Source organism: Cupriavidus sp. F041 (genome assembly GCF_057814235.1).
In genome coordinates, this window is the sequence record NZ_JBVASY010000002.1 from 1,743,338 (window position 1) to 1,763,917 (window position 20,580).

General features: G+C 62.5%; 18 protein-coding genes and 5 pseudogenes. 11 read left to right on the forward strand and 12 right to left on the reverse strand.

Annotated elements, in window-relative coordinates; translation table 11 throughout:
• The first annotated feature begins 270 nt into the window (after positions 1 to 270).
• From ACZY0R_RS25225 to ACZY0R_RS25255, 7 genes are all read left to right on the forward strand, one after another.
• Entirely contained in the window at positions 271 to 1,185 is a 915-nt protein-coding gene (locus ACZY0R_RS25225) for a dihydrodipicolinate synthase family protein (protein WP_488862170.1), read from the forward strand.
• Positions 1,186 to 1,264: 79 nt separating this feature from the next.
• On the forward strand, positions 1,265 to 2,023 hold the full coding sequence (locus tag ACZY0R_RS25230; RefSeq protein WP_488862172.1) for an ABC transporter ATP-binding protein: 759 nt from the start codon (positions 1,265 to 1,267) through the stop codon (positions 2,021 to 2,023).
• Positions 2,016 to 2,738, forward strand: coding sequence for an ABC transporter ATP-binding protein (locus tag ACZY0R_RS25235; protein WP_488862174.1), 723 nt, complete (start codon positions 2,016 to 2,018; stop codon positions 2,736 to 2,738). Before ACZY0R_RS25230 ends, ACZY0R_RS25235 begins: the two co-directional genes overlap by 8 nt.
• Before the next feature lie 144 nt (positions 2,739 to 2,882).
• Complete coding sequence (locus ACZY0R_RS25240) at positions 2,883 to 4,076, forward strand: ABC transporter substrate-binding protein (protein ID WP_488862176.1); 1,194 nt, start codon at positions 2,883 to 2,885, stop codon at positions 4,074 to 4,076.
• Positions 4,077 to 4,148: 72 nt separating this feature from the next.
• On the forward strand, positions 4,149 to 5,051 hold the full coding sequence (locus ACZY0R_RS25245) for a branched-chain amino acid ABC transporter permease (RefSeq protein WP_488862178.1): 903 nt from the start codon (positions 4,149 to 4,151) through the stop codon (positions 5,049 to 5,051).
• A 28-nt stretch (positions 5,052 to 5,079) separates the two neighbouring features.
• A complete protein-coding gene (locus ACZY0R_RS25250) occupies positions 5,080 to 6,084 on the forward strand; it encodes a branched-chain amino acid ABC transporter permease (RefSeq protein ID WP_488866150.1) in 1,005 nt (334 codons plus the stop codon).
• Positions 6,038 to 6,700, forward strand: coding sequence for a GntR family transcriptional regulator (locus tag ACZY0R_RS25255; RefSeq protein WP_488862180.1), 663 nt, complete (start codon positions 6,038 to 6,040; stop codon positions 6,698 to 6,700). Before ACZY0R_RS25250 ends, ACZY0R_RS25255 begins: the two co-directional genes overlap by 47 nt.
• A 64-nt stretch (positions 6,701 to 6,764) precedes the next feature.
• Here the strand turns inward: ACZY0R_RS25255 and ACZY0R_RS25260 are convergent.
• The 5 genes and pseudogenes from ACZY0R_RS25260 to ACZY0R_RS25280 all read right to left on the reverse strand — a co-directional run.
• Positions 6,765 to 6,921 (reverse strand): annotated as a pseudogene (locus tag ACZY0R_RS25260) (IS6 family transposase); the annotation flags it as partial.
• Positions 6,922 to 7,059: 138 nt separating this feature from the next.
• Positions 7,060 to 7,428 (reverse strand): EF-hand domain-containing protein, encoded by a 369-nt coding sequence (locus ACZY0R_RS25265; protein ID WP_488862182.1) that lies wholly within the window; start codon positions 7,426 to 7,428, stop codon positions 7,060 to 7,062.
• Positions 7,429 to 8,050: 622 nt separating this feature from the next.
• Complete coding sequence (locus ACZY0R_RS25270) at positions 8,051 to 9,256, reverse strand: porin (protein ID WP_488862184.1); 1,206 nt, start codon at positions 9,254 to 9,256, stop codon at positions 8,051 to 8,053.
• 403 nt (positions 9,257 to 9,659) lie between these two features.
• Positions 9,660 to 10,718, reverse strand: coding sequence for a beta-keto acid cleavage family enzyme (locus ACZY0R_RS25275; protein ID WP_045242863.1), 1,059 nt, complete (start codon positions 10,716 to 10,718; stop codon positions 9,660 to 9,662).
• A 63-nt stretch (positions 10,719 to 10,781) separates the two neighbouring features.
• Positions 10,782 to 10,987, reverse strand: a pseudogene (locus ACZY0R_RS25280) (3-keto-5-aminohexanoate cleavage protein); the annotation flags it as partial.
• A gap of 379 nt (positions 10,988 to 11,366) precedes the next feature.
• On the opposite strand from ACZY0R_RS25280, the gene ACZY0R_RS25285 reads away from it, so the two are divergent.
• Positions 11,367 to 11,789 (forward strand): hypothetical protein, encoded by a 423-nt coding sequence (locus ACZY0R_RS25285; RefSeq protein ID WP_488862186.1) that lies wholly within the window; start codon positions 11,367 to 11,369, stop codon positions 11,787 to 11,789.
• Positions 11,790 to 12,239: 450 nt separating this feature from the next.
• Positions 12,240 to 12,398, forward strand: a complete 159-nt coding sequence (locus ACZY0R_RS25290) for a hypothetical protein (RefSeq protein ID WP_488862188.1) — start codon at positions 12,240 to 12,242, stop codon at positions 12,396 to 12,398.
• Between the two features lie 25 nt (positions 12,399 to 12,423).
• Here ACZY0R_RS25290 and ACZY0R_RS25295 read toward each other — a convergent pair whose 3' ends face one another.
• The 4 genes and pseudogenes from ACZY0R_RS25295 to ACZY0R_RS25310 all read right to left on the reverse strand — a co-directional run bounded on the left by ACZY0R_RS25295 (position 12,424) and on the right by ACZY0R_RS25310 (position 16,229).
• Positions 12,424 to 13,380: a Bug family tripartite tricarboxylate transporter substrate binding protein gene (locus ACZY0R_RS25295; RefSeq protein WP_488866152.1), complete on the reverse strand. Its 957-nt coding sequence runs from the start codon at positions 13,378 to 13,380 to the stop codon at positions 12,424 to 12,426.
• 108 nt (positions 13,381 to 13,488) lie between these two features.
• A pseudogene (locus ACZY0R_RS25300) lies at positions 13,489 to 14,395 on the reverse strand (CoA transferase); the annotation flags it as partial.
• Complete coding sequence (locus tag ACZY0R_RS25305) at positions 14,392 to 15,231, reverse strand: phosphate/phosphite/phosphonate ABC transporter substrate-binding protein (RefSeq protein WP_488862190.1); 840 nt, start codon at positions 15,229 to 15,231, stop codon at positions 14,392 to 14,394. The pseudogene ACZY0R_RS25300 and the gene ACZY0R_RS25305, both read right to left, overlap by 4 nt.
• The gene (locus tag ACZY0R_RS25310) at positions 15,228 to 16,229 is read right to left on the reverse strand and encodes an ornithine cyclodeaminase family protein (RefSeq protein WP_488862192.1); all 1,002 of its coding nucleotides are present in this window, start codon (positions 16,227 to 16,229) and stop codon (positions 15,228 to 15,230) included. Before ACZY0R_RS25310 ends, ACZY0R_RS25305 begins: the two co-directional genes overlap by 4 nt.
• 261 nt (positions 16,230 to 16,490) lie before the next feature.
• On the opposite strand from ACZY0R_RS25310, the gene ACZY0R_RS25315 reads away from it, so the two are divergent.
• Positions 16,491 to 17,378 (forward strand): LysR family transcriptional regulator, encoded by an 888-nt coding sequence (locus ACZY0R_RS25315; protein WP_045242868.1) that lies wholly within the window; start codon positions 16,491 to 16,493, stop codon positions 17,376 to 17,378.
• Positions 17,379 to 17,478: 100 nt separating this feature from the next.
• Here ACZY0R_RS25315 and ACZY0R_RS25320 read toward each other — a convergent pair whose 3' ends face one another.
• Entirely contained in the window at positions 17,479 to 17,727 is a 249-nt protein-coding gene (locus ACZY0R_RS25320) for an H-NS histone family protein (protein ID WP_488862194.1), read from the reverse strand.
• Between the two features lie 646 nt (positions 17,728 to 18,373).
• Positions 18,374 to 18,577 (reverse strand): annotated as a pseudogene (locus ACZY0R_RS25325) (IS110 family transposase); the annotation flags it as partial.
• 32 nt (positions 18,578 to 18,609) lie between these two features.
• Between ACZY0R_RS25325 and ACZY0R_RS25330 the strand changes: the two are divergent.
• On the forward strand, positions 18,610 to 19,644 hold the full coding sequence (locus tag ACZY0R_RS25330) for an IS630 family transposase (RefSeq protein WP_477115608.1): 1,035 nt from the start codon (positions 18,610 to 18,612) through the stop codon (positions 19,642 to 19,644).
• Here the strand turns inward: ACZY0R_RS25330 and ACZY0R_RS25335 are convergent.
• Positions 19,645 to 20,499, reverse strand: a pseudogene (locus ACZY0R_RS25335) (IS110 family RNA-guided transposase); the annotation flags it as partial.
• Positions 20,500 to 20,580: the final 81 nt, after the last annotated feature.

Consider the following 20,580-nt stretch of genomic DNA (forward strand, 5'->3'; position numbering starts at 1 on the left):
GGTCAGTGTCACCGCGGAACGGCACGCCCCGCGCCACGCCGCCGGGTAATGGTGCGCGCCCTCTCCCCGCATTCATCCAAGGCGGGCACGCACGCGCCGGTCTGAGGCCAAAACGCACCAGAAAGGCCGAAGAGCTACCCTGCCTGCGAAGGCACTGTACTGTTGTAAACCCTATTAAACATATTTTAAATATGTTGCTAATATATTTATGAGCCCGGGGAGCAAGCCGGGAAACGCGATTCGTCCACACCTGACACCGAAGGAGTTCTCATGAGCAATCCACGCTGGCAAGGCGTCTTCCCGGCCATCACCACCAAGTTCCACGCGGACGAAAGCCTTGACGCGGCCGGTACCGCGCAGCACATCGAGTTCCTCATCCGGAACGGGGTTCATGGCCTCGTCACCTGCGGTTCGCTGGGCGAAGCCAGCACGCTGAGCCTGGAAGAGAAGCTCCAAGTAGCGGACATCGCCGTCAGGACCAGCAACGGCCGCGTGCCGGTGCTGGCCAATGTCTCGGAGACAAGCACAAGGGACGCCCTGCGCTATGTGAAAGGCGCCGTCGAGTTGGGCGTGGATGGCTTCATGGTCATGCCGTCCGTCATCTATGTGGCCGACGCGCGCGAGGCCATGCAGAACGTGCGCACCATTGCCGAAGCCGCAAAAAAGCCCGTCATGGTCTACAACAACCCGGTGGCTTACCGCGTCGACTTGAAGCCCGAGCATATGGTGGCGCTGGCGGACTGCCAATGGATTGTCGCCATCAAAGAGAGCACGGACAACATCCGCCGCATCACCGACCTGCGCAACACGGTCGGTGACCGTTACCAGCTGTTCCTGGGCGTGGACGACCTGTCGTACGAAGGCCTGGCGCTTGGCTGCGACGGCCTGCTGGCCGGCCTGGTCACCTCGTTCCCGCGCGAGACGGTAGCGCTCTATGATCTGGTCAAGGCCGGCAACTACGCCGAGGCCCTCAAGCTCTACCAGTGGTTCACGCCGCTGCTGCACCTCGATGTCTCGACCAAGCTGGTGCAGAACCTGAAGCTGGTGGAGACGCTGGTTGGCGTGGGCAATGAAAACGTCCGCCGCCCACGCCTGCCTCTGGTCGGTACCGAACGCGAGGCCATCGAGCAGATCGTTGCCAAGTCGCTGGCCACGCGCCCGGCGGCGTATCGATCCGTCATCTGAAGCCCGCACGCCGCGGCGTCCCGTCCCGGCCAGCTTCCCTGCTCCGCGCATCCGATCACTCGTTCATTCGCCTATCCGTATGACCCAGGACATCATTCTCGAGACGAAGGTACTCACCAAGGAGTTCCGGGGCTTCGTTGCCGTGCGCAACGTGGATCTGAAAGTCAGGCGCGGATCGATTCACGCGCTGATCGGCCCCAATGGCGCAGGGAAGACGACAGTATTCAACCTGCTCACCAAGTTCCACATCCCGACGCAGGGCAGCATCCTGTTCAACGGGGAGGACATCACGCAGGAGAGACCGTCGCAGACGGCGCGCCGCGGCATTGTGCGTTCCTTCCAGATATCGGCGGTGTTCCCGCAACTGACGGTACTGGAGAACGTCAAGGTAGCGCTGCAGCGCAAGCTCGGCGTCGATTACCACTTCTGGCGCTCCATCGGCACGCTTGGTGCGCTGGACAAGCCCGCCCACGCGCTGCTGGAGCAAGTGGCACTGGGGTCCTTTGCATCTGTGCTGGCGGCGGACCTGCCCTACGGCCGCAAGCGCACGCTGGAAATCGCCACCACCCTGGCACTGGACCCGGAGATGCTGCTGCTCGACGAGCCCACGCAGGGAATGGGGCATGAAGACGTCGACCGCATCAAGGATCTCATCAAGACGGTATCGGCCAACCGGACCATCCTGATGGTGGAACACAACATGAAGGTGGTGGCCGATATCAGCGACACCATCACGGTATTGCAGCGTGGCGAGATCCTTGCCGAAGGCCCCTACGCCACGGTCTCGGTCGATCCGGCGGTGCGCGAAGCCTATATGGGGACCGAAGACCATGCATGACCACGCCCGCTCCGTGCAGCCGAAGCTGTCGATCCGCAGCCTTCACGCCTGGTACGGCGAGTCCCACGTACTGCAGGGCATCAACCTTGAAGTAATGCCCGGCGAGTGCGTGACCCTGCTGGGCCGCAACGGCGCAGGCCGCACCAGCACGCTGCGGGCCATCATGGGCCTGGTGGGCCGGCGCACCGGCTCGATCCAGCTGGCGGGCAAGGAAATCATCGGCTTGCCGCCGCATAAGGTGGCGCACCTGGGGGTCGGCTACTGCCCGGAGGAACGCGGCATCTATGCTTCGCTCAGCGCCGAGGAAAACCTGACCCTGCTGCCCAAGGTTGGCAACGCCGGCATGTCTGTCGACCAGATCTACAGCATGTTCCCGAACCTGAAGGATCGCGCCGGCAGCCCCGGCACGCGGCTCTCGGGCGGCGAGCAGCAGATGCTGGCGATGGGCCGCATCCTGCGTACCGGCGCCAACCTGCTGCTGCTTGATGAGATCACCGAAGGCCTGGCCCCGGTCATTGTGCAAAAACTGGGAGAGGTGATCCGCGAGTTGAAGGCGCGCGGCTTCACGCTGATTCTGGTGGAACAAAACTTCCGCTTTGCCAAGCACCTGGCGGACCGCCACTACGTGATCGAGCACGGCGAGGTGGTGGAGGTAATCGAGCGCGCGGAGGTGGACGCCAAGCAGGATCGCCTCAATGCGTTGCTGGGCATCTAGTGGCCGCATCCGGATTACATGCGCTATCGACCTGCATCCGGTTGGCATTCAGTTGGCATTCAGTTGGCGTTCAGTTGGCGTTCAGTTGGCGTTCAGAAAGTACGGCAGATCGTTTTTCACGAATCCCCTAATGGAGTCACAGTCATGAAGCTCAAAGAACTCGCGGCGCTCGCGGCCGCTTGCCTTGCCTGCACCGCGCATGCCCAGGTCAGCGACGACACGGTCAAGATCGGCGTGCTCAACGATCTCTCCGGCGTGTACTCGGACCTCTCCGGGCAAGGATCCGTGATTGCCGCGCGGCTGGCAGTGGAAGAGATGGGCGGCAAGGTGCTGGGCAAGCCCGTGGAAGTGATATTCGCCGACCACCAGAACAAGCCGGACGTGGCGGCCAACCTGGCCCGCGGCTGGTTCGACCAGGGCAAGGTGGACATGGTGACGGACTTCCCCACGGCCTCGACGGCGCTGGCAGTGATGGAGATCGCCAAGCAGAAGAACCGGATCACCATGCCGTCGTCCGGCCTGGCCACCGCGATCCTGGGCGAGAAATGCTCGCCCCTGAACGCGCAGTGGACGGCCAACACCTACGCACTGGCTGCCGGCACGGCCCGGGCGCTGGTCAAGGAAGGCAAGAAGACCTGGTATTTCATCACCGCTGACTACACCTTCGGCCAATCGCTCGAACGCGATGCTACGCAGGTCATCAATGCCGACGGTGGCAAGGTGCTAGGCATGTCGCGCCACCCCTTCCCGGGCAACGACTTCTCTTCATTCCTGCTGAAGGCGCAGGCGTCCAAGGCAGACGTGATCGCCCTGGCCAATGCCGGCAACGACACGGTCAACGCCATCAAGCAGGCGAACGAATATGGCATCACCCGCAAGCAGATCGTCGCGCCGCTGCTGACGTATATCTCTGACATCCATAGCATCGGCCTGGAGAAGGCGCAGAACATGTACCTCACCGAGGCCTTCTACTGGGACTACGACGAGCCGTCGCGCGTCTGGTCGAGGAAGTTCTTCGAGAAGGCGAAGCGCATGCCCACCGCGGCCCAGGCCGGCGTGTACTCCGCGACGCTCAGCTACCTGAAGGCCGTGCAGGCCGCCGGCACCGACGAGGCCAAGGCGGTGATGGCGCAGCTGCGCAAGATGACCATCAACGATGCGGTGATCCGCAACGGCAAGCTGCGCGAGGACGGTGCGCTGGTGCACGACATGCTGCTGTTGCAGGTCAAGCGGCCGGCAGAGTCCAAGGCAGCGTGGGACTACTACAAGGTCAAGGCTGTGCTGAAGGGCCCCGACGTGTTCCCGCCGATCAACCCGGCCTGCCCGATCACCAAGTAGGCCAAGCGCGTCATCCGGCCTGGGCCCCGTGCGGGCTGGCTGGCCACTTGCCTACCCTTCCCTGCACACACCATGTCCGATATCACTTCGCAGGCCTTGCTGGCTCAGCTGCTGGTTGGCCTGATCAACGGCTGCTTCTACGCCATGCTGAGCATGGGCCTGGCCATCATTTTCGGCCTGCTCAATATCATCAACTTTGCGCATGGCGCGCAATTCATGGTTGCGGCGTTCCTCACGTGGATGGGTTTCACCCAGCTCCCCGCCTTGCTGGGCACCGAGTTCAGGATCAACTTCTGGCTGGCGCTGGTGCTGGCGCCAATCCTGGTAGGTGCCGTCAGCATCTTGCTGGAAAAGACCCTGCTCAAGCGCCTTTACCATATTGACCACCTCTACGGGCTGCTGCTCACCTTCGGCGTCTCTCTGATGCTGGAGGGATTGTTCCGGCACTTCTACGGGATATCCGGCGCCAGCTACGATCCGCCGCCCCTGCTGCAAGGCGGCGTAGATCTGGGCTTCATGTACCTGCCGGTCTACCGAGCCTTCGTCGTGGTGTTTTCCCTGGCGATCTGCGCCGGCACCTGGTACCTGTTCGAGCGGACCAAGCTGGGGGCGCTGCTGCGCGCCGGCACGGAGAACCCCAAGCTGCTCCAGGCCTTTGGCGTCAATATCCCGCTGATGATCACGCTGACGTACGGCTTTGGCGTAGCGCTGGCGGGGGTGGCCGGCGTCATGGCGGCTCCGACCATGCAGGTCAATCCTCTGATGGGATCGAACCTGCTCAACATCGTCTTTGCCGTGGTGGTGATCGGCGGCCTGGGTTCCATACTGGGCGCCATCCTGACCGGCCTGGGGCTTGGCCTGATCGAGGGCCTGACCAAGCTGCTGTACCCGGAAGCGTCCACCGTGGTGGTGTTCGTCATCATGGCCCTGGTGCTGCTCACGCGTCCCGCCGGCCTGTTCGGCAAGGAGAATTAAGGTGAACAAGCTATACACGCTGAACAATGTGAAGGCTGTCCCGCTGTCCATCCGCATCCTGCTGGTGCTGCTTGTGCCCGCCCTGCTCGCCCCCGCCTTCCCGGACATCGTCTACCCGGTATTCATCATGAAGGTGCTTTGCTTCGGACTGTTCGCGCTCGCCTATAACCTGCTGATCGGCTTTACCGGCCTGACCTCCTTCGGGCATGCGGCGTTCTTCGGCTGGTCCGGCTACACCACCGGGGTCCTGATGATCCGCCTGGCCGACAAGGGGCTCCCGGTGGAGTTGGCGATCCTGGCGGGCATGCTGGTGGCCACGGCCATCGGGTACATCATCGGCAGCCTGGCGATCCGCCGCACGGGCATCTACTTCTCGATGATTACGCTGGCACTGTCGCAGGTCGCGTACTTCCTGGCCGTGCAGATTCCCTGGACGGGCGGCGAGGACGGCATGCAGGGCATTCCGCGCGGCAGGCTGCTGGGCTTCATCGACCTGGCGTCAGACAACCACATGTATTATTTCACCCTGGCTGTCTTCGTACTGGGCTTCCTGGCGATCCATCGTATCGTCAATTCGCCGTTTGGGCAGGTACTCAAGGCGCTGCGGGACAATGCGCCCCGCGCTGTCTCGCTGGGCTACGACACGGACCGCTGCAAGCTCTATGCCTTCATGCTGTCCGCAGCGCTCGCCGGGCTGGCGGGCTCCATCAAGGCGCTGGTGCTGCAGCTCTCGTCGCTTAACGACGTCATGCTGTCGACCTCGACCGAGGTACTGCTGATGACCTTGCTGGGCGGCCTGGGCACGGCATGGGGGCCGGTGGTCGGCGCTGCCCTGGTGGTCAGCCTGCAGAATTACCTCGCCGCGCTGGGCGGCGTGGTGACCATTATCATCGGGTTCACTTTTGTTGTATGCGTGTCGTTCTTCCGGCTGGGCATCGTGGGAGAACTGCAGGCATGGCTGGAACATCGTCAAACCAAGAGAGACAATGCATCATCCTTCCCGACCATCCGTAGCAAAGCGCCGGGCCGCTGACATAGCATATGACGCCATTGAAGCGCTGATCTGCACCTTGCGGCTGACGCCGGGCAGCCCGGTCAACGAGGCCGAACTGGCCGAGCTCACTGAGATGGGCCGCACGCCAGTTCGCGAGGCGCTGCTGCGCATGGTGTCCATCGGACTGATCGTGCAGCAGCCGCGGCGCGGCTTGCTGGTATCCAATATCGACCTGGCGGATCATCTCGACGTGATCCAGACCCGCCGCGTGCTGGAACACGTCATCGCGGCATGCGCGGCGCGGCGGGCCAGCGCATTGGAGCGCAAGGCCATCCTGGCCTGCGCGGAGCGGATGGAAAAAGCGGCGGTGCGTGGCAGGCTCGACGCCTATATGGAAGCGGACCGCGAACTGGACGAAGTCACCCACTATGCCGCCCGCAACCATTCGGCGGTAAAGGCGGTCATTCCGCTGATCGTGCAATGCCGGCGGTTCTGGTACGCGTACCAGCATGAAGGCGAGATCAAGGAAGGCGCCCGCTTTCATATGGAACTCGCCCGGGGCATTGCCACCGGTGACGAGCGGGCGGCCCTGGCGGGGGCCGATGCGCTGCTGGATTACTTGGAGCGGTTCGCGCGCCGGGTCATCGACAAATGAGCGGTGCGGGGTTCTGTCGCGATAAGAACGCGAGGCAGCCAGGAGCCCTGGAGAATCGCGCAGTCTATGCTGCCAAGGAACAGAATTGCTGCGCTGCGGACGCAGCTCCCGTCGAGGCACTGCATTTGCCCCTTGGCATTCATGTGCATGAGTTCAACGCCGCCCAGGAGGATGCTCGCGCAACGAAAGGCTTTGAACCCGAGCATCGGTCTGGTAATTCGACCCGCCGGGACGGCCAACATGCGTCACCACGATTCAACGTCCTGAACGCCTCGAACGCCCGAACCCGCTCGAAGATTGAAGCGTAGGACGCGCCAATTCGAATCCTGGGCGACTTCAAGCGTTAAAGCAGAGGGGGCTCAGTTCCAGATGGGATTTTCCTTCTGCATCTGTTCCTTGGTCTTTGCCTCCCAATAAGCACCGATCTGGCGCTCTGTTACGTAACCCCGCTTCCTGGCATCGATCTGGTCAAAGCGCTTGTAAACCTCCGGCATACCCGCCTTGGCTTCTTCCCGGCTTAGCTTGCCGTCATGGTTGACGTCGGCCGCCTTGAAATGCTCGGCAATTATGGCCTTGGCTTCCGCTGTGGTCGGCGGCATTGCTGGAATTTGGGATGATTGTGTTCCTTGCTGGGCTATCGATTCTTGTGTCTGCTGAGCGCTCGCACCCGTAAAGACGAGCGCCATCACAACTGCTAAACCAACTGCAGGCAATTTACGCACGATCATTTCCCTCTCCTCCAGCATTTGTGATTTCGCATTGCCTTCTCATGAAAAATCCCTGGGCAAATGAAACTCGCCCGTAAGCCAATGCTCACAGGGATTCTAGGCACTCAAGGCCCGCTTACCAACACCTTTGTGTAATGGGCGGCAAGCAATGGGAGGGTTTCAAGACCAGACTGTCAATTTGGGCGGGCGACGCCTTGGCTGGTAGTAGTTCTCACCATCTTACGTAGGTATTGAAACCCTCGAGCGACCCTTGCAGCAGGCACGCGCCTCGGTCGCGATAGCCGAGGCGAGAACAGACTGATCGTCGCTTCCCGACGGGCGCAATCGACGCATGAAGATTGCCGGGATTGGCGTCTTCAGGTCCCAGCCGACCCCGGTCACGAGCCCTGATTCTGTCTGGTTGCACGTGAGCCGCAGTGCCATATGCGCCACAATTAGCCTTTGTGTTCGGTGCGTCACTCTGTAACGAAATACCCCCGGCATCGATTGCGCCTGCCTCAAAAAAATGCCGCCGAGGCGGCACGAAGAGCATTAGAGGCGGCGGCTCGCACGCGAGTGCTTTCGCAGGCCTGCCAGCGCACCACTGCGCAAATACGACCTTGTTACGGGCGTCGGACTGACTTTAGAACTTATGGCGAACGCCTAAAGCAACCCCGAGCATATTGCTTTGGCCGCTGGCAAGTGCGTAGCTGTTGCCAAGGGAAAGGCTGTTAGCAAAGCCGATCATCGGGGAATCCAGTCCGAGCCCCGCATTCTTTGCATATGCCGTGGTCAGGTAGACATCAGTCCGCTTGGAAAGCGTGTAGTCCGCGATGAAGGCAATTTGCCATGGGTTTGGCACCGACGTGCTGGCAAAGAAGTTCTTGACGTTGTCGTAGTTGTACTCGAGCGTCAGCCCAACCGCTGACGTCACCTGGTAGGTGGCGCCGATCCAGTAGAAGTCGTCGCGCTCGATCAAGCTGCCGTTCTGGTTCTTGTTCTGGGCCCAGCGGTAGCCGCCCATGAACTTTGCCGGGCCGAACGCATAGCTTGCCGCGATCGTCGCCTTCTTGAAGCTGCCGCTGCCGAGGGCAGCCGCGGTCGACGGATTGGAAATGGTCGGGTTGAACTGGTCGTAGGCAACGGCCACACCGGCAGGGCCAGAGATATAGGTCAACGCTGCGCCATAGGCGGTGTCGCGGCGGAACTGGCCCGGCACTTCGCCGTTGCCACCGAGCAACGGGCCATTGGCCACGGACGTCGGCAATGCCAGGCCGGTACCGAAGGACCAGTGTGCCAGGGCGGACAGCGCCCCGAACTGGCCGGAGTACTTGACGGTGTTGTCCTCGCGGAAGTTCGCGCCAGCCAGCATCACGATCGGTTCATACTGGGTTGCAAAGGCAGCGGGCACAAAGTTGGCCATACTCTCGAAGATCGAGGTGTACTGACGGCCGAAAGTCACTTGGCCAAACTGCGTGCTTTGGATGCCAACGTAGGCCTGGCGACCGAACAGGCGGCCACCTTGCTGCGACGTGCCTGTATCCAGGTTAAAGCCGCTTTCCAGTACGAAAACGGATTTCACGCCGTTTCCGAGATCTTCCACGCCGCGCAAGCCCCAACGCGAGCCGGACAGGCCGCCGGAGTTTATGCGGTAAACATTGTTGGACGGGCCGGCATTGAATCCGTTGGCGACCGTAGGAACGACGCCAACATGGTTGGCGTACTCCACGTTCATGTCCACCACGCCATACAGCGTCACACTACTTTGTGCGTGTGCGCCGCCACCGCAGATGGCGCCCGCAGCGGCGAATGCAAGGTTAAGTTTGCTGAACTTGCCGGATGATTTCATTATCTCTCCTCCTCGTGCATTTCTTACGCCTGCCACAGACGCTGCAATTGTGCTAAGAGCAGCATAGCTTGCGCCCCCAATTGTGAAGGGAGGGGGAATGTCCTGATTGCGGAATACAAGGGGGGCGCCAGCGCGGCCGTCTACGCGGGGCGCGGGCTGGCGCAAATGGGCCCGTATTGGGGCCCATTTGCGCCGCGAAGAGCACTCTGGAGCGCCTGCCTGAAACCATGGCGGCGGAGTCGTGCGACGCGGAGGTCAACGTCAAGGATCATGACGGACTCCTTTATCGAGAAATGTTAGGAGTCCGGTCGATGGGGGGAACTTCAACTTCAGCATGAGTCCGTCTCTAGAAAATTGCTGGGCGCCTCATACAGCATAAGATGTCAATTCCCCCCTAGAGGCTTTAGGTCGGCTTGCGCAGGAATCCCTGGTTGCCACCGTTACGATTGGGCGCGAAGCCATTGGCCTGAAGCGTCTCTTCCGCCGTGTCGTAGAAGACCCCGATCTGCATGATCTCCCGTGCCTGTTTCGCTGTCGCTATGGGGCGACCAAATTCGCCGGCGATACGCACCAATTGCTTGATCTGCTCGACGGAGGTGCTCTTTCCCGTGCGGGTCTGGTTCCAGAGTACATCCTCGATGCCGCACCGCACATGCAGGCCCAAAGCCATGCCGATCATATTCACGGGCAGCACATTTAGCACCGAACTCTCCACCGTTATCACCGCTCCGTCGGGCGCAGCACGCAGGAAGTTGGCCAGGTTGTAAATGTTTGCTTGATCCATGCCGCCGCTGATAGCCACCCAGTTCATGACCAGTGGCCCCTTGTAGACGCCGCGGCGAATCATCCGCTCAATCGTTTCAAAGCTGTTGATGTTGTAGCACTGAAACTCACTTTGGATTCCGGCGGCTGTCAGGCGTCGGATGTGCTCCTCGACCCAGCTGGGGTTCGAGGGCACGATCATGTCCTTGTAGGTTGCATAGAGGTGCGGGAATCCCCGCGAAACTCCCTTGAAGTCATCCAGACCAGCATGCTCTGTCACATTCATCTGCGTAGTGTTGACAGTCACCGTCACCTGGTCGGGCTTCGGATCGAGTTCGGCCAGCATATGCCGCGTGTCGTCGGAGAGCCATTTGGCCGCAGAGCCATCGTCCTCGGGCGCAAAGCTGATCGAGCCACCCACCTGGATGACCATCTCGGGCACGGCCTTGCGCACCCCGGCGATCAGCTCATTGAACATGGACAGGCGCTTGCTGCCCTTGCCATCGGGTTCGCGCACATGCAGATGCAGCACGGTGGCACCGGCTTCATAGCAATCCACCGCCTTCTGGATCTGCTCCTCCATTGTGACAGGGATATCTTCCGGGAAGTCTGAGGGAATCCAGCCCGGCGCATAGGGAGCGGCTGTGATGATCAGAGGCTGCTGGTTCTCGGGATACAGGTGGCCGTCAAGGAAGTTCATGATGATGGATATCCAAGTTGAAATGTGAATATTGAGAATGTCGAACTAGATGAGAAAGCTTTAGGAGCCCTTGCCGCCGGCTTCGCGCACCTGCACGTGCAAAACGGTGGCGCCCGCGCTGTAGCAGTCCACCGCCTTCTGCACCTGAGCGGCCATCGTCACCGGCACATCGTCCGAATCGGCGGGCAGCCATTGCGGTGCGTGGGGTGCGGTCTGAATGATCAGAGGTTGTGATCTTCAGGCCGCAAAGAGTCGTCGATGAAGTGCATGCAAGTCTCCTTAAAGAGGTTGATGTCCACGTGTCAGGGACAATGAGTGAATCATCTGGCCTCGCACCACTTACCGCTTTACTTTGGATGCCTCGAACTAAGCTTTTCATGACAACAACGCGCCCCTGTCCGTTGAGCCACCGTCAAGGTACATACGCGCGTCAACCTGGAAGACGACGTACGTGAGCAAAATGGAAGGGAGCCACCTTCCCTCCCCGACACGCGGTGTCCGAAGTACTGTGCGCGCGAGCTTGTCTGCATGATGCCTGTGCACGGCGTCAGGCTTCGTTTTGACGCCGGTCTTGCCATTGGAGTGCAAGCCCGTCGTGAACGCAGTCTGAATCCACTTGAGCCGCCCTTTCCACACCGGACCTGCTGCGTGCAGCTACCGCGGATATCGGGCGGTGGCGTTGCACCAGCGGGCAAAGCGTTGGTCAGGCGCTTTGTCGAGCGTGGCGAGATACGCGTCGATTGCGAGGTCCGTGTGTTCGACGGTGCCGAGGTGATCGCCAGTCACCGCCGCGGATATGACTGCGACGCGCAGATCGAGCTGCCGGCGCACATCCGAGAGCTCGAAGAGCGCAAACGCCAGGCCCGCCAATATCGCGGCGTCAATAGCCTGACCAAGGCCGTGCCGGCCAGTCAATTGCTGCTCGCGCGCGCGGCCGAACGCGGCGCGGACCTTGGCGTGCTCACCAACGCGTTGCCGCGTCTGCTCGACCGGTATGGCGCGGCTGAACTGCAAGCCGCCATCGAAGGGAGTTCCAGCCGGGGGCGTGGTGGGGATGGGGCAGCGCGGTGAGCGTTCGGATTTGGCGCAATCGGCCCGACATCGCGGCTAGCAATGCAAGCCCGAATCACTATTTCCGGGACAAACTGCGCATCGAATAGCGTTTGTTCCTGCCAGCCGAGCGTTGGCAGGCTGAAGCTCGGCGCCACTATATGCGGCTGTCGCCTGCCAGCCCTAGCTACCGACCTTCTCGGGCCGTTGCTCGAGCGCACCCGCACAGGCATTGACGCGGTCGCGCAGCGACGCGCGCCGGCACTCTACGCGTCGATGACGAGTTGCACTTGGCGCCGCTGACGCACAGGAGGGAGACCGCGCCAAGGTGGGGGCCGAGGTCCGTCTTCCCGCAAGAGGATAGTGAGCCACCTACAATGTGCTCACGCCCCTCGACCTTCAAGCGATCTCCGTCTTCCAGTTGCGAATCAGCCTGCGAGGCTTGAGCAGGACGTCCTGCAATTCTCCACAGTGGCAAACGAACTGACGCCGACCGCGTTTCGTCTGCGCGAACACGAAGGCTTCGTCTATGTGTACGACTTCAACGCGTGGTGGCGCCACGATATACGGGTGGAGCGGCGTATGCTGTGGCAGCATCCTGGCTGGCCTTTGACGGAGCGGGCAGTCTGACTCGGCACACGGTGGCGCCTGCTGCTCAGTCCACGGTGATCTGGCGCTGGCGGATCACGCCGGCCCAGCGGGCGCTATCCTGCTGGATCGTGGTGGCCAGCGCCTGCGGCGTGCCGCCGGCGGCTTCCATGCCCAGCGTGGCCAGTTTCTCCTTCACCACCGGATTTGCCAGCACCTCCAGCGTCTGGCGATGAACGCGGCCAATCACGTCCTTGGGCGTGCCCGCGGGAGCCGTCAAGGCATACCAGGAAACCGCCTCGAATTTCGGGAAACCCTGCTCCGCAATGGTGGGCACGTCGGGCATCAGCGGCGAGCGCTTCTGGCTGGCTACGCCGAGCGCATGGAGTTTGCCCGACCTGATATAGGGCAGCGCCGACGAGACTTGCGCGAACATCATGGTCACCTGGCCGCCGACCAAGTCGGTCATCGCCGGGCTCACCCCCTTGTAGGGGATGTGGTTGAGCCTGACCTTGGCATCTAGCTGCAGCAGTTCTCCGGCCAGGTGCGCCTGGCTGCCGGCCCCGGGCGAGGCGAACGTCAGCTCGCCCGGCTTCTGTGCCGCCAGCTTGAGTAGCTCGGCGAGGGAAGTGGCGGGGACATTGGCGCCAACCACGAGCACGTTTTCCGCGGTGGCCAGCATGGTGACCGGCATCAGGTCCGTGGGCTTGTACGGCAGGCTGCGGAACAGCGACGGGTTGACGGCGATGTTGCCCACCGGCACCAGGGCCAGCGTATAACCGTCCGGCGCGGCCTTGGCCGCCTGGTCAACGCCGATAGTACCGGCCGCGCCCGCCTTGTTCTCCACCAGCACGCTCTGGCCCCATGCCTTGGACAAGCCCTCGCCCACGACACGTCCCAGCACGTCGGCCGGGCCGCCGGCCGGAAACGGCACGATCAGCCGCACGGGCTTGGAAGGATAGGCCTGCGCGCTGGCCAGTATCGGCAAGCCGGCCATCAGCAGGGTCATCAGGAATCGCTTCATCATCGAACTTTCTCCCCTTCAGTCAGACATTCACAAATTCGGAAACTCGAAAAACCTGTCCCGCGCCGTGGTCAGGCCACGCGAAAACCGTGCTCATTGCCGATCACGCGCGGCGTGGATCTCGGCTTCCGAGTCAGCCAGCATGGCTTGCACCAGCTGGAAGTCGATGATGGCACGCCCGAACTGCCGGCGCGTTCCCGCATAGGCCACCGCCTCATCGAGCAGCCGCTGCGCCCCAACGCCCATGGCGGCGATATAGATGCGGCCATGGGCGAGCGTCTTCATCTCGGTGCGAAAGCCCTTGCCCTCCACTGCGCCGATCAGCGCGCGTGGCATTGGTGATGATGCGCTTCGCCCCATTGAGCAAGTAATCGCCGCCCCTGCGCTCCACGCGCGTGGTCAGGCTGCCGGTATCGGAGCCGGCGTCCGGCTCGGTCAGCGCAAAGGCGCCGACCAGTTCGCCCCACGAAGCGAACATGCCGGCGGCCACTTCGGCAATGGATTCGCTGATCACGGTGGGCTGGCCTTCCGGCGCGCCGGTGACATCCATCAGGCCGCTGAGCGCCTGGATGATGGTGTTGTAGGCTGGCCGGCCCGACCACGGACCGGCCTGGCCGAAGCCGGAGATGCTGCAATAGACCAGTGCCGGGTTGATCGCCGCCAGGCGCGCATAGCCGATGCCGAGCCGGTCGGCCACGCCCGGCTTGAAGTTTTCAATGGCTACGTCGGCCCAGCCCGCGTGACGTTCGGTCACGGCGTCCGCATGGGCATGCTTGAGGTCCAGCCGCAGGCTGCGCTTGCCCCGGTTGACGAAGGCAAAGTTGGCGCTTTGCCCGTCGACCTGCAGGCCCATGTGGCGAAAGTCGTCGCCCTCGAACGGCTCGACCTTGATGACCGCGGCGCCCGAGTCGACGAGCATCGCGGTGCAGAACGGGCCCGCGAGCACACGCGAGAAATCGAGTACCTTCAGGCCGTGCGGCGACAGGTCGGCACCGGCCGGGTTCGTCGCCATCATTCGCGGTGCTCCTTGCCCGTGTCGGCCGGAGCGCCGGTCAGCTTGAAGCCAGCCTGGTCGGCCGCGCTGGTGTAGCGTGCCAGCACGGCGTAGTCCGGCGCTTCGACGGGCGCGAAGCGCGACAGCCTGAGTTGCGCCAGCCAGCCCGCGCACGCCGCGTCACGATGCAGGTCCAGCAACACCGGGCGCACCCGCGCCACGGTATCGTCACCGGCCTGCGGCGAGGCCACCAGCGGCGGGATCGGTGCGGCCGGGGTGACCGCTACGCTACGCACCCTGGCCATCAACGCGGGCTCGTGCAGGCGCAGCAGGTCAAGCACATAGCTGTCCACCACGCCAATCTCCGCCTCTCCGCCGATCACGGCGTCGATCACATGGCGCGGCGTTGGCGTGGGCGCCCGGGTTGGCCGGAACAGCGTGCCGGTGCCGGCGGCGGCCTCTGTCATCAGGTAGTGGCGCGGCGCGTTGTAGCCGGAATTCGACTCCGGCAGCATGCAGGCCAGCCGGCCGCCGAAGGCTTGCTCCAGCGTGGCGAACGCCGCATCGTCGCGCACGATGAACTCGGTGAAGTACACCGGCCCGCCACCATAGCGCGGCAGCGACGGCACCGGCGCGGCCAGCAGCCGATGGCGGCTGCCGGCGCTGACATACGGGAAGCCGCACATGAACACGCAGCCGCAGTCCGGCCGCGCCCACAGTTCGCTGACCGGCGCCGGCGGGGCATGCTCGATATATGTCCATGCCACGCCGGCGCGCTCGCCCACGTACGCGAACAGGTCCCGCCACGCCTGTGCCACGGGTGCGGCTACCGCATACATGCGCGCGTTGGCAATCATGCGTAGACGAGCCGCTGGCCAATGCCCATGCGCTCGGCCTTCTTCATGATGGCGTGGCCCAGCGCAATATCGCTGAGCGACAGGCCGCGATGCCAGAACAGGTTGGTCTCGTCGTCGCTCTGCCGTCCCGGCTTGCGGCCGGCGACGATTTCGCCAAGCTCGGCATGGAGCGTCTGCTCGGACAACTTGCCCGCTTCCACATGCGCGCGCAGCGAGCCGAACATGCCGCCTTTGCACTGGGTCCAGTCATCCACCACCAGCTTGTTCATGATGTCGGTCAGCGACAGTTCGACGGCGCTCATGGTCCCGTACGGCACGACGAACGCGCCCGGCTTGATCCATTCGGTCTTCAGCAGCGGCGTGGGCTTCTCCAGCCGCGACGCCTCCACCACAATGTCGGCACCGCGCACGCACGATTCCCAGTCCTGGGTGACGATGATCTTCTTGCCGAGATCCTTCTCCAGCCTGGCGGCAAATGCGTCGCGGCTCTCAGGGCGCCGCGAATGCACGCGGATCTCGTCGAAGTCGAAGATGCTGTCGAGCAGGCGCACGTTCCAGTATGACGTGCCGCGCGCGCCGATATGGCCAAGCACCTTGCTGTTGCGGCGCGCCAGGTGCCGGGCGCCGAGCGCGGTCACCGCGCCGGTACGCGCGTCCGTGATGAAGGTGGCATCGATCATCGCCACCGGCATGCCGGTGCGCGGATCGAACAGGTTGAGCATCGCCATCTCCGACGGCAGGCCGAGCTTGTAGTTGTCCACGTAGTCGCCCACGATCTTCACGCCGGCCAGCCCGAGCGGCGCCACGTAGCCGCGCAGCACATTGAAGTGACCGTTGAATGCCGGGTCCGGGATCAGGTGCACGCGCGGCTCGATCACGGTCTCGTTGTTGCCCTGCGCCAGCAGCCCCTGCTCGACCGCGTCGAGGATTTCCTGGTCGGTCATCGCCAGCTTCGCAATGTCCTTGCCGTTGAAGTAAGTCAGATGGATATCGCTCATGCCGTTTCCTTGTCTCCCGCTGTGAAGGTTGGATCGATGCACCGGCATGGAACAAGGCCGCGCGCATCGGGCGCATCCCCATCGCAGTGCCCGCACCGAGCGCGACTGGCGCTGCATTGGTGCACGATGCACCATGAGCGCTTCCGGGCCGGCCAGCACGCGTTGCAGTGCGCTGTCAGAACCAAGTGTAGGCAGCGGTGCCATTACTGTCATATGCTTATATGTCCGCAGGACTTAACATCAAGTTAATAGCATGAAATCATGAAAATGAACCTCCGGCAGATCGAAGTGTTCCGCGCCGTGATGCTCACCGGATCGATCAGCGCAGCCTCGAAACTCTTGTATGTGTCGCAGCCCGCCATCAGCCGGCTGATGTCGCACACCGAGCAGCGCCTGGGCCTGGAACTATTCCGCCGCGTGAAGGGGCGCCTGTACCCGACGCCGGAAGCGCGCCGCCTGCTCGGCGAGGTCAATGCCGTGTATGAAGGGATCGAGCGCGTCAATGAAATCGCCGAGGACCTGGCCACCAATCGCACGGGCAGCCTGCGCATCTCGTGCAGCCCCAACCTCGGACAGACGGTACTGCCCCGCGCGATCGCCTCGTTCCGCGCCGTGCATCCGGCGGTGCGCATCGTCGTGCGCACGCAGATTCCGGGTAACATGCTGCGCGCCCTGCTCTCCGGCCAGGCCGAGCTGGCCGTGTCCAACATGCCGCTGACGCATCCCAACCTGGAATCCCGCCTGCTGGTGAAGAACCCGATGGTCGCCCTCGTTCCCGCGGGGCACCGGCTGAGCGGGCGCAGCTATGTGCGTCCCGCGGAGCTTGCGGGCGAGCCCTTGATCGGCTATGGGGCGGACGTGCCGTTCGGGTTGCTGGTGCGGGAGATGTTCGGCAGCGATAGCGATGACATCGACATGCGAATCGAGGTGGAACAGGCGCACGTGGCGCGCGCGCTGGCGCAGGCGGGCGCCGGCATCGCGCTGGTCGATGCCATGACCGTGTTCGGGCAGGACTGGCCCAATATCGTGGCGATTCCCATCCGGACCAAGGTCAATGCCTCGGTCCAGATCTTCAACGTGCAGTCCGAACCGCTCTCGCGCCTGTCGCTGGAGTTTGCCGAGGTGCTGGTGGCGATGATGAAGGCCTGACCGGCGCGAGGCGCGGACGCTACTGGGGTGATGGCTGCCGGGAACCGGCGCCGGGCGTGCCGTGGCTGCCGGCCACGCCGCGCAAGCCCTCGCGCACCCACTAGACGCGGAAATGTTCCACCGTCTTCCCGGCGTGGATCGCCCGCTGCAGCCAGTCCGGCATGGCGCCGCGGCCGTCCCAGCCCTGCCCGTGCGCGTTGCGATAGCGCACCGCCCCCGGCAACGTCGCCGGCGCCGGCTCGGCAAAACAGCCGGCGGCCTGCAGGTGGGCCAGGGTCAGGCCGTGCTGGGCCATCTGGATACGGATCCAGGTAATCGCTTCGGCGCGCTCGATTTCGATCGACATCATTTTAGGTGCACAGATTTGAGGAAGCTGCGGAGCAGGATCCTGCGTTGTCGTCTCAAAGACCGTTGGGCCTCAACATTGTCCCGGCGGATCGACGGTGTAAAGCAACCCGCTCCCTTGGGGATTGGGAATCATGTGGTCACACCGCCGCTTAAAAATTAATCCGACCCGAGGAGCCCGCCGGACATCTGTCCTCGTGCGGTTTGTCCACAGGGTTGTCCCGTGGCGCGGTGGACAAATCCCTGCCCTCGGGGGCCTCCCGCAGGCCGGTCCCGGCTTGAACTTGGTTTTGGTCGCTGGTACATGGCGCCTGGTGGTCACCATGCGGCGCGTCGCGGTGGCCTCGGCTTGGGGTAATCGTACTTTTGGTGCATGTATGGACCCGACGCCTTTTGCAAGCTTCTTGTTGGTGATGTCGAAACGGTCTGCATGCATGTATTCGGCTTGCCCGGTGGGCGACTGCCGAAGCACGCCCGCAGCCTCGATGAGATCCGCGCACCCCGTCCTTAGCAAAATCGCGGCTCGCCGGAAACGGCAGCCGGCACCAAAAACAGGCTTCAGGATGCTGGTTCAACCAATTTCGTCATCGCTTTAGAGAAGCTTCGCAAACCAGGGTGGGTATACTCTCCTTTGAAGCTGTTCTGCGCGTCTATACGGCCGCGCCTCGTGGAAGGTAGCTTGCGTTGCTGCTGAGCAGTGCCTGAATGATCCGTGCATTCTTGTTGGCCAGCGCGACCGCGGTGCAGTTGTACCCACGTCGCGCGATCAGCTGCTGCAGCCAGATACTGTGGGCGTCAGTCTTGCTTTTGACGTATCTGAGCACCGCTCGCGCACCGTGAATTACTAACCTTTTAGAAAGTATTGTCATGTGAGACAATGCATTTCATGAAATGCAAACGAAACTCGGACGCTCGGTCGATCGAGCATCAAGCCTTGCAGGTAATGCGGCAGCAGGCAGTGAAGGCTATTCGCGAAGGCCAGACGGTAGAAAGCGTGGCTGCGGCCTTTGGTGTCAATGTGCGCAGCGTCTATCGCTGGCTGGCCGACTTTGCCAACGGCGGGCAGACGGCGCTGCTGGCTAAGCCGATACCCGGCCGCCCACCAAAGATCAGCGCCGAGGAAATGCGCTGGCTGGCCAAGGCAATCAGGGACAACACGCCGCTGCAGTACAAGTTCGAGTTCGGGCTGTGGACGCTGTCGCTGATCGGTGAGCTGATCCATCGCCAATTCGGCAAGAAGTTGTCGCTGGCCTCGGTCAGCCGGATCATGAAGCTGCTGGGATTTAGTGCGCAGAAGCCGCTCTATCAGGCTTGGCAGCAGGACGCCAAGCTGGTGCGGCAGTGGGAAATTGAGACCTATCCGGAGATCCGGGCTCAGGCGCGAGCGGCGGGCGCAACGATCTACTTCGTGGATGAGGCGGGCATTCGCTCGGATTATCACACCGGTACGACTTGGGCGCCGCGTGGCCAGACACCTGTGGTTGGCGTGACCGGCCGGCGCTTCTCGCTGAACATGATCTCGGCAGTCAGTCCACGTGGGGAGTTCCGTTTCATGGTGCATGACGGCTCCGTCAATACGACGGTGTTTATCGAGTTTCTCAAGCGATTGATGATCGGCGCGACCAAGCCGGTTTTTGTGGTGGTGGACGGGCATCCGGTACACAGAAGCAAGCTAGTCAAAACATACGTCGAAAGTGAGCAAGGCCGGCTGAAGCTGTTCTACCTGCCGCCGTATTCTCCTCACCTGAACCCCGACGAGCAGGTGTGGGCGCACGTGAAGCGGCAAGTCTCCAAGCGTTTAGTCCAGGGAAAGAACGAAATGAAGAAATTGGCGAGAAGTGCGTTACGTCGCATTCAACGACTGCCTGAGTTAGTCAAGTCGTTCTTTCGCCAGCCGGAGTGCCAATACGCTGCGGCCTGACAATACTTTCTGAAAAGTTAGTAACAACGTGCGCAAGTATGTGTCGCCGCGCCGGCTGATGCCCTGCAGGCGTGATTTGCCTCCGGAGGAGTATTGCCGCGGCACGAGGCCCAGCCAGGCGGCAAGATGCCGACCATTCCGGAATTGTGTGGCATCGCCAATTGACGCGACGATCGCCGTGGCGGTAATCGGGCCAATGCCAGGCACCTCGGCGATCTTCTTGCATAGCGCTGATTGCTTCATGAACGTCTGGATCGAGGCTTCGATGAGGTGAATCCGGTCCTCAATTGCGGTCAGGTGCTGTAGAAGTTCAGTGAGCAGCGTTTGGCAAAACGCGGTCAGTTCGTCGCCGCTCGTGCGCAGCAGTTCCGGGATCGCGCGCTTGAAGGCTTCCGGCGATCGGGCAATGGCATGGCCCCGCTCCCCGAGCAGGCCGCGCATCTGATTGATCAGCGCGGTACGGTGGCGCAGCAAGATGGCGCGCATGCGGTGCGCCGCCTGGATATCCTGCTGCTCGACCGATTTGACCGTGACGAAGCGCATGGCCGGCCGACTCGCAGCTTCGACGATCGCCTCCGCATCATTGCGGTCGTTCTTGTTCGTCTTGACGAACGGGGCGACATATTGCGGGCTGATCAGCCGGACTTCGATGCCCAGCGACTGAAAACGTCGTGCCCAGTGGTGGGCCGTGCTGCACGCTTCCATGACCACTACCCTCGGCTTGAGGGTGCGCACGGCTTCGAACAACGAACCGCGGGAGACCTTCGCCCGGTGTACTGCTTGCCCGCGACGATCGGCTCCGTGGAGTTGGAAGACCTGCTTCGCGAGATCAATGCCGAGCATATCGATTTCCATGATGAACATCCAGACGTCCGATGTGAGTCCCCCAGTGTCCCCCGAAGGGAGGCGTCGGGTCCATCCCAGTAAAATCTGGCG

Excerpts from the sequence above, each read along its gene's own strand:
- ACZY0R_RS25305 (WP_488862190.1), bottom strand. The coding sequence starts at position 15,231 with ATGATTGCCAACGCGCGCATGTATGCGGTAGCCGCACCCGTGGCACAG.
- ACZY0R_RS25245 (WP_488862178.1), top strand. The coding sequence starts at position 4,149 with ATGTCCGATATCACTTCGCAGGCCTTGCTGGCTCAGCTGCTGGTTGGC.
- ACZY0R_RS25295 (WP_488866152.1), bottom strand. The coding sequence starts at position 13,380 with ATGAAGCGATTCCTGATGACCCTGCTGATGGCCGGCTTGCCGATACTG.
- ACZY0R_RS25240 (WP_488862176.1), top strand. The coding sequence starts at position 2,883 with ATGAAGCTCAAAGAACTCGCGGCGCTCGCGGCCGCTTGCCTTGCCTGC.
- ACZY0R_RS25275 (WP_045242863.1), bottom strand. The coding sequence starts at position 10,718 with ATGAACTTCCTTGACGGCCACCTGTATCCCGAGAACCAGCAGCCTCTG.
- ACZY0R_RS25315 (WP_045242868.1), top strand. The coding sequence starts at position 16,491 with ATGAAAATGAACCTCCGGCAGATCGAAGTGTTCCGCGCCGTGATGCTC.
- ACZY0R_RS25265 (WP_488862182.1), bottom strand. The coding sequence starts at position 7,428 with ATGATCGTGCGTAAATTGCCTGCAGTTGGTTTAGCAGTTGTGATGGCG.
- ACZY0R_RS25225 (WP_488862170.1), top strand. The coding sequence starts at position 271 with ATGAGCAATCCACGCTGGCAAGGCGTCTTCCCGGCCATCACCACCAAG.
- ACZY0R_RS25330 (WP_477115608.1), top strand. The coding sequence starts at position 18,610 with ATGAAATGCAAACGAAACTCGGACGCTCGGTCGATCGAGCATCAAGCC.
- ACZY0R_RS25255 (WP_488862180.1), top strand. The coding sequence starts at position 6,038 with ATGCATCATCCTTCCCGACCATCCGTAGCAAAGCGCCGGGCCGCTGAC.
- ACZY0R_RS25230 (WP_488862172.1), top strand. The coding sequence starts at position 1,265 with ATGACCCAGGACATCATTCTCGAGACGAAGGTACTCACCAAGGAGTTC.
- ACZY0R_RS25320 (WP_488862194.1), bottom strand. The coding sequence starts at position 17,727 with ATGATGTCGATCGAAATCGAGCGCGCCGAAGCGATTACCTGGATCCGT.
- ACZY0R_RS25310 (WP_488862192.1), bottom strand. The coding sequence starts at position 16,229 with ATGAGCGATATCCATCTGACTTACTTCAACGGCAAGGACATTGCGAAG.
- ACZY0R_RS25235 (WP_488862174.1), top strand. The coding sequence starts at position 2,016 with ATGCATGACCACGCCCGCTCCGTGCAGCCGAAGCTGTCGATCCGCAGC.
- ACZY0R_RS25270 (WP_488862184.1), bottom strand. The coding sequence starts at position 9,256 with ATGAAATCATCCGGCAAGTTCAGCAAACTTAACCTTGCATTCGCCGCT.